Source organism: Streptomyces sp. NPDC093591, assembly GCF_044764885.1.
Classification (GTDB): Bacteria; Actinomycetota; Actinomycetes; order Streptomycetales; family Streptomycetaceae; genus Streptomyces.
In genome coordinates, this window is the sequence record NZ_JBIWIY010000005.1 from 362380 (window position 1) to 375112 (window position 12733).

The following is a 12733-nucleotide window of genomic DNA, read 5'->3' on the forward strand; positions in this document are numbered from 1 at the left end:
GTGACGCGGTGCGGCCTGGGCAGGCTGACGTGGCGCGGCCTGGGCAGGCTGACGTGGCGCGGCCTGGGCAGGCTGACGCGGTGCGGTCCGGGCAGGCTGACGTGGCGCGGCCTGGGCAGGCTGACGCGGTGCGGTCTGGGCAGGCTGACGTGGTGCGGTCTGGTCGGGCTGACGTGGCCCAGCCCGGGTGGGCCGGCGGCGCAGGCGGCGCGGCGCGGTCTGTCGTGAGTGGCAGCTCGTTCCACGAGATGTGGCGCGACCTGCTCCCCATCGGACGGCACCCCGGCTCCCACGGTTACCGCCGTTTCGCCTGGACCGGTGCCGATCTCGACTGCCGGGCGTGGTTCAAGGGGCAGGCCGAGGCGCGCGGGCTCGGCTATGAGGTCGACCGGAACGGGAATCAGTGGGCCTGGCTCGGGGATCCCGCCGCGGGGGACGCCGTTGTCACCGGGTCGCATCTCGACTCCGTGCCGGACGGGGGTGCCTTCGACGGGCCCCTCGGGGTCGTGTCGTCCTTCGCCGCGCTCGATGAACTGCGGGGCAGGGGCGTGGACTTCGCCAAGCCCCTCGCGATCGTCAACTTCGGTGACGAAGAGGGCGCGCGGTTCGGGCTCGCCTGTGTCGGGTCCCGGCTCGCCGCCGGGCAGCTCACCGTCGACGGCGCCCACAAGCTGACCGACGGGGACGGGGTCAGCCTGCCCCGGGCCATGGAGGCCGCCGGGTACGACCCCGAGGCCATCGGCGCCGACCCGGAGCGGCTCGCCCGCATCGGTGCCTTCGTCGAGCTGCATGTCGAGCAGGGACGGGCCCTCGACCTGTCCGGCGACCGGGTCGGCATCGCCAGCGCCATCTGGCCGCACGGCCGGTGGCGGTTCGACTTCCGGGGCGAGGCCAACCATGCCGGGACCACCCGGCTCGTGGACCGGCGCGACCCCATGCTCGCGTACGCCGAGACCGTGCTCGCCGCCCGCCGGGAGGCGCAACTCGCCGGTGCCGTCGCGACCTTCGGCAAGATCGCCGTCGAGCCGAACGGCGTCAACGCCATCCCCTCCCTGGTGCGCGGCTGGCTCGACTCCCGGGCCGAGGACCAGGCGAGCCTCGACACCGTCGTGGGCGGCATCGAGAAGGCGGCGCGGGAGTACGCGGCAGCCCACGGCATCGACCTCGACATCGTCCGTGAGTCCTTCACGCCCGTCGTCGAGTTCGACCACGCCCTGCGCGACGAACTGGCCCGCATCCTGGGCAAGGACTCCGACATCACCGTCCCGGTCCTGGGCACCGGCGCCGGACACGACGCCGGAATCCTCTCCGGGACCATCCCGACCGCCATGCTGTTCGTACGCAACCCCACGGGCGTCTCGCACTCCCCGGCCGAGTTCGCCGCCGAGGACGACTGCGTGGCCGGAGTCATCGCCCTCGCCGACGTACTGGAAGGACTGGCCTGCACGTGACGCCCACCGAGCGGACCCGTACGTACTGGCTGGAGCACGCCTGGCTCGACACCCACGTCGAGCCGGGCGTCGCCCTCGATGTGAGCGACGGCCGCATCACCGCCGTCCGCACCGGCATCCAGACCCCGCCGCCCGGCGCCGAGGTCCTCCGCGGGCTCACGCTCCCCGGGCTGGCCAACGCCCATTCGCACGCCTTCCACCGCGCCCTGCGCGCCACCGTTCAGGTCGGCTCCGGCACCTTCTGGACCTGGCGCGAGGTCATGTACTCGTTCGCCGACCGGCTCACCCCGGAGACCTACCACGCCCTCGCCCGCGGCGTGTACGCCGAGATGGCGCTGGCGGGGATCACCGCCGTCGGTGAGTTCCACTACGTCCACCACGCCCCGGGCGGCACCCCGTACGCCGACCCGAACGCGATGGGCGAGGCCCTCGTCGCGGCGGCCGCGGACGCCGGCATCCGGATCACCCTCCTCGACACCGCCTATCTCTCCGCCGGTTTCGGTCAGCCGCCCAACACCCACCAGCTCCGCTTCTCCGACGGAACCGCCGAGGCCTGGGCCGAACGCTGTTCAGTTCTCAAGGAACGGGATCACGCACGGATCGGAGCGGCGATCCACTCCGTACGGGCCGTGCCCGCCGACCAACTCGAAACAGTCGCCCGCTGGGCCGAGGAGCGGCGGGCCCCGCTCCACGTGCACCTGTCCGAGCAGACCGCCGAGAACGAGGCGTGCCTGGAGGTCCACGGCTGCACCCCCACCCAGCTCCTCGCCCTGCACGGCGTCCTCGGCCCGCGCACCACCGGCGTCCACAACACCCACCTCACCGCCGAGGACATCTCCCTGATCGGCGGCAGCGGCACCGGCACCTGCATGTGCCCGACCACCGAGCGGGACCTCGCGGACGGCATCGGCCCGGCCGTGGCCCTGCAGAACGAGGGCTCCCCGCTCTCCCTCGGCTCCGACAGCCACGCCGTCATCGACCTGCTCGAAGAGGCGCGCGCGATGGAGCTGAACGAGCGCCTGCGCACCCGCACACGCGGTCACTGGACGGCGGCGGCCCTCCTGCGGGCGGCCTCGGCCGACGGCCACGCGGCCCTCGGCTGGGAGGGGGCGGGCACCCTGGAGCCCGGCGCGCTCGCCGACTTCACCACCATCGCGCTCGACTCGGTCAGGACGGCAGGGCCGCTTCCGCGGCTCGGGGCCGAGACGGCCGTATTCGCTGCGTCGGCAGCAGACGTGTCGCATACGGTCGTGGGCGGTCGGCACGTCGTACGGGACGGGGCCCACTCACTCGTACCGGATGTGCCGAAAGTCCTCGCGGACGCCGTAGCAGCCCTGCGCGGATGACCCCGGCCCGCCCACCGGCACCGCCCGCCCGATCCCCCGAACCCGCCCCGACCGCCGACCAGGCCACCAAGGACGCCATGAGCAACGCGACGACCGTCAGCCCCGCCCACTCCGCGAGCACCGCCAGCACGCTCATCACCAACATCGCCGCCCTGGTCACCAACAACCCCTCCCTAGGTGACGGATCCCCCCTCGGACTGATCCAGGACGCGGCCGTCGCCATCGAAGGCGACCGCGTCGTGTGGACCGGTGATCAAAGCAAAGCACCCGCCACTGACAATCGGGTCGACGCGGGCGGCCGGGCGGTCCTCCCCGGCTTCGTCGACTCCCACTCCCACCTCGTCTTCGCGGGCGACCGGACGCAGGAGTTCAACGCCCGCATGTCCGGCCGCGGCTACACCGCCGGCGGCATCCGCACGACCGTCGCCGCCACCCGCGCCGCGAGCGACGAGGAACTCGAGGCCAACCTCACCCGTTACCTTTATGAGGCCCTCCGCCAGGGCACCACCACCTTCGAGACCAAGTCCGGCTACGGCCTGACGGTCGAGGACGAGGCCCGAGCCCTGCGCATCGCGTCGGCGCACACGGACGAGGTCACGTACCTGGGCGCCCACATCGTCTCTCCCGACTACGCCGACGACCCGGCCGCCTACGTCGCCCTCGTCACCGGCGAGATGCTCGACGCCTGCGCCCCGTACGCCCGTTGGATCGACGTCTTCTGCGAGAAGGGCGCCTTCGACGGCGACCAGGCCCGCGCGATCCTCACCGCCGGCAAGGCCAGGGGACTGCACCCCCGTGTCCACGCCAACCAGCTCACCTACGGCCCGGGCGTCCAACTGGCCGTCGAACTGGACGCGGCCAGCGCCGACCACTGCACCCACCTGACCGACGCCGACGTGGACGCCCTCGCGAGCGGCAACACCGTCGCCACGCTCCTCCCCGGCGCCGAGTTCTCCACCCGCGCCCAGTGGCCGAACGCCCGCCGCCTCCTCGACGCGGGTGTCACGGTCGCCCTCTCCACCGACTGCAACCCGGGCTCGTCGTTCACCTCCTCCGTCCCGTTCTGCGTCGCGCTCGCGGTACGGGACATGGGGATGACGCCGGATGAGGCGGTCTGGTCGGCCACGGCGGGCGGTGCGGCGGCCCTCCGCCGCGACGACATCGGCCACCTCGCCCCGGGCGCCCGCGCCGACCTGCTCCTCCTCGACGCCCCGAGCCATGTGCACCTGGCCTATCGGCCGGGGGTGCCGTTGGTCAGTGGAGTGTGGCGGAGGGGCCTGCGGGTCGTCTGATCAGGACGCCCCCGCCCGCCACCGCTGATCCCCCCGCCCGGCCTCCCGCACCAAGGACAGCGAGCGGTCCCCGCCCGGAGTCACCGCGTGGTCCGGGGCGATGCCGGGGCGGAGCACGCCGCGGGAGTCCACCGCGAACCTCAGGTGCTGCCCGTTGGGCCCGTACACCGCGTCGCACTCCCAGATGCCGATGCCCCGTTCCACGGAGCCGCGGCTGTCCAGGCAGTAGCCGGGGTAGGCGTACGACTGCAGCACGCCGCGCCCGGAGTCGACCCGCCACCGCTGGTCGCGGGAGGACGTGCAGGTGGCCGTGACGACGTCCGTGCCGTTCCCCGGGGCGCCGTCGACGTCCAGGCAGAGGCCCGTGGCGATGTTCACGACCTGGGCGAAGGCGCCGTTCGGTGGGGTGTGCGCGGGGGAGGGGGTCGGCTTCGGGCGGGGAGCCTTGGTGGGTGTCGAACTCGTCGTCGGGGACGGTGACTTGGGACGTCGCGACGGAGAGGGCGACGCCGATGGTGAGGGCGAAGCGGCCGACGGCGTGGCCGACACCGTGGCCGTCACCGTGACCGCCACCGTCGGCACGCTCACCGGAGTGCTGACCGAGCCCACCGGATCCTGCGCCGCCGACGAACCGCCCTGCGCCGCCAGGAACGCCACCAACGGCACCAACGCCGCCCCGAGCGCCGCCGACACCAGCACGAACCGGCGTCGCCGCGACGGCCAAGTCCCGTCGGTCGCGCAGGCCACGGCCTCCCGCTCCCCGGCACCACCAGCCACGTACGCCGCCCCGCACCACGGCAGCAGCCCCTCCGCCAGCGCCGTGCGCGGGGTGTCCCGGAGCGCCGACAGCTCCTCGTGGGCCGTCGTGCAGTGCGGGCAGCGCGCCATGTGGGTGTGCAGGTCGGCGCTGTCGCGGGGGCTGTCCGGCCGTACGGACTCCTCGATGAGGCGGCCGAAGTCGGGGCAGTCGGGGTCGTCGGAGGCGGCGAGGCGGGTGCGCAGGCACGCCCGGGCCAGCTGCTGGAGCGCCGGGGCGGTGCCGTAGGTGACGTCCTCGCGGGTGAGGCCGAGGAGAGCGGCCGTTCGTTCCACCGGCTCCCGCTCCACGACTCCGTACCAGATCAGGCCCTGCGCGCGCGGCGGCAGGGACTGGAACGCCGTGAGCATGGGCGGGACCGGGCCGGAGGGGCCCGCCGTGTTCAGGACGAGGAGCAGGCTCGCGTCGAGGCCCGCGGCCCGCTCGTCCATGGCCCACGTCCCGGCCGACCGGACGGTCAGGAGCAGGAGTCGGTGCCGCCAGGGCAGGCCCGGGTCGACGCCACGTGCCGTCTGGCGGGCCGCGAGCGTGAACACCTGGGCCGCCAGCTGCCGTGCCATGGAGTCGTTCGGGGTGCACAGACGGGCGTAGGCGAGGACGGGGGCGTGATGGCGGGCGCGGAGTTCCTGGAGCGCCAGGTACGCGGTGGCCGTGTCGGCGCGCAGCAGTTCGGTGAGCCGCGCGTCGGACGCGCCCGTGTACACCCCGGGGCCGGAGTCCCTGCCGTCGTCGGCGCGAGCCATCCGCCTGCCTCCTTGCAGCCGTGCGACCCGCCCGGAGACCTGGCTACCGGCGGGTATGACGGCTCATAGTGGAGGAAGGGAAGCTCTGGGGAAAGAGTTTCTGTGGGTAACCCATGAGCAGCGTCGGGCGCGGCCCGAACGCACTGTGCCCGGTGTCCGGCCGACGAAATTCGGCGGGGCACCGGGCACAGCGCAGGTCAGCGCCGAGAAGGCACCGATCCTGAGGGGATCACTCCTCGACCGTCAGCCCCTTCCGGAGCCGGATCAGGGTGCGCGACAGCAGTCGCGACACATGCATCTGCGAGATGCCGAGCTCGTCGCCGATCTCCGACTGGGTCATGCCCGCGACGAACCGCAAGGACAGGATCTTCCGGTCTCTGGGCGGCAGTTCGGCGATGAGCGGCTTCAACGACTCGACGTACTCGATGCCTTCGATGCCGTGGTCCTCGTAGCCGATCCGGTCGGCGAGCGCGCCCTCGGCGTCGTCCTCCTCGGGCTGGGCGTCCAGCGAGGAGGCGGTGTACGCGTTCGACGCCGCCATACCCTCGACGACCTCGTCGTTGGTCAGACCGAGGCGCTCCGCCAGTTCCGCCACCGTCGGGGCGCGGTCCAGCTTCTGGGCCAACTCGTCGCCGGCCTTGGCGAGGTCGAGCCGCAGCTCCTGCAGCCTCCTCGGCACCCGCACCGACCACGACGTGTCGCGGAAGAAGCGCTTGATCTCACCGACGATGGTGGGCATCGCGAAGGTGGGGAACTCCACGCCACGGCTGAGCTCGAAGCGGTCGATCGCCTTGATCAGGCCGATGGTGCCGACCTGGATGATGTCCTCCATCGGCTCGCTGCGCGAGCGGAAGCGGGAGGCGGCGAACTTGACCAGGGCGAGGTTGAGTTCGACGAGCGTATTGCGGACGTACGAGTATTCGTGGGTCCCTTCCTCCAGCGACTCCAGCCGCTCGAAGAGGGTCTTGGAAAGGGCCCGTGCGTCCACCGGCCCCACCTCGTCGTAAGGGGGGATGTCCGGAAGCCCGGCGAGCACGTCGTCCTGGGCGGACTCCTGAACGGACTCATGGCCGAACTGTCGGCCGAACTCCTGAGCGAAGTCCTGTCCGTGACGTACGTCGCTGCTGCGCTCGATGGGATCCAGATGTTCCGGTCGGGGTGCCGACGTCGCCTTCTGGGTATGCGATGCGTCGAGCCGGGGTGACATGATGTCCTCCATCGTTCTCGGCATATGGCTGCCGAAGCCTGTGCGTGCACTGCGGTGTGCGGCGCCTCCAAAGCCGGCCGAGTCGGTTACGTGTCTCTACTAGCCCTACCCGCTTTCGTGAGCCCACCGCAAGTGCGCTCTGTTCCGAAATGTCCGTTTCTGGGTGGATGTTCGGGTGTTGGAGGGCGTAGGGAAGGCGTAGTGTTCGAGAGCGTCAGTCAGCAGCCACGACGTCGGGAGTGAGAGACGGCATGGACCGCGGGACGGTCGGCAGCGCACAGTCTGGCCGACTTCTGGTCGAGGTGCGGGAAGAGGGCTCCAGTGCCGTCGTGACCCCGGCGGGTGAGTTGGATCACCACACCGCCGATTTGTTGCGTGAGCCACTCGAGGACTGCCTCGGCAAGGGCTTCAGCCGACTGGTCGTCGACTGCTCGCGGCTCGAGTTCTGTGACTCCACAGGGCTGAACGTGCTGCTCGGGGCGCGACTGAAGGCGGAGGCCGCCGGTGGCGGGGTGCATCTCGCGGGCATGCTGCCCGTCGTTGCGCGCGTGTTCGAGATCACAGGGGCCGAAGCGGTCTTCACGGTCCACGACTCGCTCGCCGACGCCCTGGCCGACGAGTCCGACGGGTCGGGTTGACCCTCGCGTCCGGCACCGCGTCAGACGTCACATCATTCGTGCCGAAATCCGGGGGTGTTCCCTCGGCGCGGTCGGGCAGGAGACATTCTGAACCTGTCGGCTGTGACGTCGGCCACCGGGGGTGGGGGACTGTGACCGATGTATCAAGCAAGGACGTGTACTGGCGTACTGACTCTGCGTACAGACTTTCTGAATCGTGTGAACGTTGAACTGGTGAATCGGTGAGGTGAAGCGCTGATGAGCACCACCCGGCCTTTCTCGCCGGGCGACCGCGGCCCAGAGCCCAGCGGCGCTTCCGGGGCGTCCGAGAGGGGCGTACCGACCACGGGCGGCGCCGAGGAGGGCGCCCCGGCGGCCGGAGCGTCCGACGGGGGCTCCACGCCGTCCTCGACGCCCGAGGGGTCCGCGTCGTCCGCCGAGGCGTCGGTGGCGCGTCAGGTCCGTCGGCTGGGCTTCGAGGGGCAGAGCGGGGTCGTCCCGCTCGCCCGCGACTTCGCCCGCCAGGCGCTGTACGCGTGGGGCTGGCTGCCCGCCGCCACCGCCGACCAGCGGGCCGCCGCCGAGGATGTGCTGCTCGTCGTCTCCGAACTGGTCACCAACGCCTGTCTGCACGCCGAGGGGCCGGACGAGCTGTGGATCGCCTGCGACAACAAGGTGATCCGCATCGAGGTCTCCGACAAGGGCACGGGTCAGCCGGCCCCCCGCACCCCGCACCGCGCGGGCCGCCCCGGCGGCCACGGCATGTTCATCGTGCAGCGGCTGTGCCTGGACTGGGGAGTCGTACGGACGCCCGGTGTCGCCGGCAAGACGGTGTGGGCCGAGCTGGGGGCGCCGGCGTAGGGCGCCGCGGAGACCGCCGTACGGGAGATTCGTTTCCGCGGGGCCGTTTCCGAGCGCGGGGAGGGGAACCCTCCTGCCGGCCCCCGTCACCGGGCCGGCCCGAGCGACTCCTTCGCGCGGTCACGCCGACCCTGGGTTACCAAGGGTCACCCTCTCCACCCGAACCCCTTCGCGCACGCGCCGGATCCCCACAACTCCGGTGTGCGCCGTGTCTTCCTTCCTTCGGGCCCCGGGCGTACCTTGACGGCCGATCTGATGTGCCGTCAGGAATGAGGGGACCGTGTCGAAGCAGAAGCGAACCGCCGCGCTCGCGACCGCCGCGGCCCTGGCCGGCTCGGCGGTGTTGATGGCCGCCCCCGCGGCCCGGGCCGAGGTCGTCGACGTCAACTACGCCTGCAAGACGCCGATCGGCGACAAGAGCGCCGTCTCGCCCATCGACATCAAGGGCGTCAAGAGCGGCAGCGCCTACAAGATCACCATGTCGTGGCAGAAGGGTGTCTCCTCCAGCCCGGTCGAACTCGGCAAGGGCGCGATGAACCCGAGCGCCACCATCAAGCTGGGCGGTGCCGACAGCGGCACCCTGGCGGTGACCGGCCCGGCCAACCAGGAGGCGATTCCCGCCAACACCCCCATCAAGATCAATGACTTGACGGGTACGTACACCCCGAAGAAGACCGGCAAGGTCACCTTCACGGCGGCCGTGCTCACCATCAAGGCCCTGGGCACGACGACCACGTGCACCCCCACCAACAACCCCGGCCCGTCACTGACCCTCGACGTGACGGCGGCGGCCGGTGGGGGCGGTGGCACCGGCCAGGGCGGCTCCGGCTCCGGCGCCGAGCTCCCGCAGACCGGCCCCGAGGACTCGGCGATCGCCCTGGGCACCCTCGGCGGCACGGTGCTGCTCGCGGGCGCGGCGGGCGCGCTGTGGCTGACACGGAGGGGGCAGAGGGGACAGGTGGGGCAGGCGGTACGCCGCTGACCGTTCGTGCCCATACCGCTTCGTGTGACGCCGCTGGAGCCGCCGATGTCGTCAGCCGTCCGTGCCCTGTGTCTGTCCCTGCTGGCGCTGCTGGTCGCCGCCCCCTCGGCGACCGCCGCCGAGGGCTGGTCCGTCGCGCCCTCCGGCGGCGGGCGGCCGTCCCTCTACGCCGAGGGTGAGCCGGGGACGGCCCTTCAGGACGCGGTCTCCGTGACGAACCCGGGCGGCGAACCGGTCACCGTAAGGCTGCACGGCACCGGCGCCCCGGTCACCTTCGCCGAGCGCGAGGTGCGGATACCCGCCCGCACCCGAGCGGACGTGCCCTTCTCGGTGACCGTTCCGGAAGGTGACCGCACCGCCGAGATCGTGGCGCGGGACACGGACGGCCGTACCCAGCGCCTCCGGATCCATGTGCGCGCCTCGGTCCCGCAGGTAGCGGCACTGACCGTCGAGCAGGTCTCCGTCCGCGCCGAGAGCATCACGTACGAGCTGGTCAACCGAGGTACGACACCCCTTGTGCCGCGGCTGGCCGTCCACGTGCGCGGAGTCTTCGGCCCGGTCCTGGACCGCGCCCCGCGCACCCTCCCCGTCGACCTGCCGCCGGGCAGCCGTACGAGGCTCACCGAGCCGTGGCCCGACCGGCCGGCCCTCGACGCGGTCGACGTGCGGCTGACGGTGACGGCGGCGGGCGGGGCGAGGGACACGGCGGAGGTGTCCGCGGGGCTCGTGCCGTGGGATGCGGTGGCGGCTGCGGGAGCCACGGGGGCGGCGATCGGTGCCTTCATCGTCGTACGACGTCGAAGGCGCCGCACGGCAAACGGCGACGGCGAGACGGACGCCGCCGGACAACCGCCGTACAGGGAACCCGAGTTGACGGGAGCGAGGACGTGAGCGGGAGGGTGCGGATCGCGGCGCTGGTGGCGGTGCTGGCGCTGCTGTTGCCGATGGGGGCCGTGACCGCGTGGGCCGCGGACAGGGCGGCGCCCACCGTGAAGCTCTCCAAGTCCCAGGCCGGAACGGGTGGTTCGATCACCGTGGTCGGCAGCGGCTGGCGTTCGCGCGCGCTGCTGATGATCCTGATCTGCGGCCAGTCCGTGCCGTCGACCGGCGTGACCGGCGGCACCAACTCCTGCGCCAACGCGGACGGCAGGGCCGTGACGACGGACGCCGACGGGCGCTTCAGCAGGAAGCTGCCGGTGGCCGAGCCGCCCGTGCCGTGCCCGTGCGTGGTGCACGTGGCGACGGTGACCGGGGCGAAGGCCGAGGCCGACGCCATCTTCCAGGTGGCCGGGCACGCCGTGGAGCCGCTGCCCGCGGAGCCGGCCGGTGGGCGCCTGTCGGTCCTCACGGACACCCGGCTGGAGGGATCGAGCGGCCTGCTGACATGGTTCGGCGCACCGCCGGCGCGCACGCTCGTCTTCACCGTCGGCAACGTGGGCACCTCCGCCGTGAAGAACCCGGTGTTCCAAGTCGGCACCTCCCACGGCGTGTTCGCCCCCCAGTGGGAGGAACAGCAGTGGCGCGGCACGATCCGGCCGGGCGGGAAGGCGCGGATCGAGCTGCCCGTGGAGCTCGCCGCCGGGGCGCACGGCGGCTACACCGTCTCCCTGAAGTACGGCGGCAAGGTGATGGCCGAACAGCCCTGGGGCGTGGGCCGGCCCTGGGGCGTGACGCTGTTCTGGATCCTGGCCGGCCTGGTCGTACCGGCGGCGTTGTTCCGCGTCGGGATGGCGGTGGTGGACCGGGTACGGCCCCGGCAGACCGCGCGCCGCCGCGGCTTCCGCCTGCCTGAAGTGGCCCTGCGCATCCCGGGGTTGAGGCCCCGGGAAGAGGCGAGGCACGCCCTCACCTCCTCCTCGGCCCTGCCGTGGTTCACCCCGGACAACGACCCGGGCACGGCCGGTCGGCTCTCCGCACCGCACCACGACGACAGCCCGACGAGCCGTACGGATCCCGCGAATCCGACGAGTTCCACGAGTCCTGCGGCTCCGACCAGGAAGGGACCCCCGTGAGCAAGCGAAGGAGAGTCACACCGGCCGGCCCGAGAAGAGGTGGCGCGGCGGGCGTCGCCCTGATGCTCGGCGGCGCGGGCATCCTGCTCGGCGTGTCCGCCGCGCCCGCCCAGGCCGCGGAGGTGTCGTACGCGACCGAGTGCATCCCGCCCGCCATCTCCGGGCTGCCGCCGGTCCAGGGCACGACCAAGGTGGAGATCACCGCCCCCGCGGAGGCGAAGGTCGGCGACGAGGTGGAGATCGTCTGGAAGTTCGTCCAGGCGGCGTCGAAGAACCCGAACATCCTCGACCTCGGGCAGGACACGGTCCAGCCGACGGGGACGCTGAAGGCGGCCGGCGCGCAGACGGCCGACATCGCCATGGAGGGGCCGCGGCAGAACCCGCCCATCCCCAAGAACAGCGACATGAAGCTGTCCGACATGAAGGGCAAGCTGAAGCTGACGGCGCCGGGGGAGGTGACCCTGACGCCGGACGCGTACAACATCAACGTCAACAAGCCGATCTCCACGGACACCAAGTGCACGCCCAAGGAGACGGTGAAGTCGGCGGCGACGATCAAGGTGACGGACGGGAGCGGGGGGCCGGGCGGTACGACGGGAGGGTTGCCGACGGTCGTCCCGACGCTGCCCACGGGCCTGCCGACCGACGTGCCCACAGGTCTGCCGACGGGAACGTCGAGTCCGTCGACTCCGACTCCGACTCCGACGCCGAGTGAGAGCGAGACGGGCGGGGACTCCGGCGGTTCGAGCACCGGGGGCGGCGACGGCGGCCAGACCGACTTCACGGGCAAGGAGGTCCAGGTCCCGTACGAGTGCAAGACACCCATCGGCGACAAGGAGGCGACCTCGCCGGTCCAGATCAACGCCAAGAAGAGCGGCGGCAGCTTCGATCTGACGGTCCAGTTCAAGAAGTCGGTGATGGACAGCCCCGCCGACATCCCCAAGGACTCGGTCAAGCCGTCCATGGAGGTCGTCCTGGGCGGCGCGGACAAGGGCACGGTCCATGTCGAGGGACCGACCAACTCCGAGGCCATCAAGTCCGGTGACCCGATCGAGATCCCGGACCTGACGGGCACGTACAAGCCGGGCGCGAGCGGCGAGTCGACGCTCTCCCCGGGGGTCCTGACCATCGAGGCCCTCGGTACGACGACGACCTGCACGCCGGCCAGGACCGAGGTGTCCCTGACCCTGGACACGACGGAGCAGGCGAGCGGAGCGTCCGGCGGCGGCTCGGCGGGCAGCTCGACCGGCGGCTCCGCGGGCGGCTCGTCGACCGACGGCGGCCTGGCGGCCACGGGCGCGGAGGACCACGGCTCGCTGAAGGCCCTGGGGCTGGTGGCCGGGACGGCACTGCTCCTAGGGGGAGCGGTGTTCACCTTCATGCCCGGGCGTCGTCTGCGCTAGCG

General features: G+C 72.2%; 11 protein-coding genes. 9 read left to right on the plus strand and 2 right to left on the minus strand.

All coding sequences use genetic code 11. The features are described from left to right. Window positions 1-248: 248 nt before the first annotated feature. From ACIREI_RS13905 to hutI, 3 genes are read left to right on the plus strand one after another with little or no spacing between them, the layout of a single operon-like run. Complete coding sequence (locus tag ACIREI_RS13905) at window positions 249-1451, plus strand: allantoate amidohydrolase (protein ID WP_403331998.1); 1203 nt, start codon at window positions 249-251, stop codon at window positions 1449-1451. Continuing rightward, window positions 1448-2797, plus strand: coding sequence for a formimidoylglutamate deiminase (locus tag ACIREI_RS13910; RefSeq protein WP_403331799.1), 1350 nt, complete (start codon window positions 1448-1450; stop codon window positions 2795-2797). Before ACIREI_RS13905 ends, ACIREI_RS13910 begins: the two co-directional genes overlap by 4 nt. After that, window positions 2794-4089, plus strand: coding sequence for an imidazolonepropionase (gene hutI / locus ACIREI_RS13915; protein ID WP_403331802.1), 1296 nt, complete (start codon window positions 2794-2796; stop codon window positions 4087-4089). Before ACIREI_RS13910 ends, hutI begins: the two co-directional genes overlap by 4 nt. On the opposite strand, the gene ACIREI_RS13920 is transcribed toward hutI, so the two are convergent. After that, window positions 4090-5649 (minus strand): ricin-type beta-trefoil lectin domain protein, encoded by a 1560-nt coding sequence (locus ACIREI_RS13920; RefSeq protein WP_403331805.1) that lies wholly within the window; start codon window positions 5647-5649, stop codon window positions 4090-4092. A gap of 229 nt (window positions 5650-5878) precedes the next feature. Then, a complete protein-coding gene (locus ACIREI_RS13925) occupies window positions 5879-6868 on the minus strand; it encodes an RNA polymerase sigma factor SigF (protein WP_403331808.1) in 990 nt (329 codons plus the stop codon). A gap of 239 nt (window positions 6869-7107) precedes the next feature. Between ACIREI_RS13925 and ACIREI_RS13930 the strand changes: the two genes are divergently transcribed. The 6 genes from ACIREI_RS13930 to ACIREI_RS13955 all read left to right on the plus strand — a co-directional run bounded on the left by ACIREI_RS13930 (window position 7108) and on the right by ACIREI_RS13955 (window position 12731). Beyond that, on the plus strand, window positions 7108-7494 hold the full coding sequence (locus ACIREI_RS13930) for an STAS domain-containing protein (RefSeq protein WP_403331811.1): 387 nt from the start codon (window positions 7108-7110) through the stop codon (window positions 7492-7494). A 237-nt stretch (window positions 7495-7731) separates the two neighbouring features. Beyond that, window positions 7732-8334 (plus strand): ATP-binding protein, encoded by a 603-nt coding sequence (locus tag ACIREI_RS13935; RefSeq protein WP_403331814.1) that lies wholly within the window; start codon window positions 7732-7734, stop codon window positions 8332-8334. Between the two features lie 280 nt (window positions 8335-8614). Beyond that, window positions 8615-9316, plus strand: coding sequence for an LPXTG cell wall anchor domain-containing protein (locus ACIREI_RS13940; protein WP_403331816.1), 702 nt, complete (start codon window positions 8615-8617; stop codon window positions 9314-9316). A 45-nt stretch (window positions 9317-9361) separates the two neighbouring features. Next, a complete protein-coding gene (locus tag ACIREI_RS13945) occupies window positions 9362-10207 on the plus strand; it encodes a hypothetical protein (protein ID WP_403331819.1) in 846 nt (281 codons plus the stop codon). Then, entirely contained in the window at window positions 10204-11328 is a 1125-nt protein-coding gene (locus ACIREI_RS13950) for a hypothetical protein (protein ID WP_403331821.1), read from the plus strand. The genes ACIREI_RS13945 and ACIREI_RS13950 overlap by 4 nt, the downstream gene beginning before the upstream one ends. Before the next feature lie 62 nt (window positions 11329-11390). Further along, window positions 11391-12731, plus strand: a complete 1341-nt coding sequence (locus ACIREI_RS13955; RefSeq protein WP_403332001.1) for a hypothetical protein — start codon at window positions 11391-11393, stop codon at window positions 12729-12731. The last annotated feature ends 2 nt before the right edge of the window (window positions 12732-12733 follow it).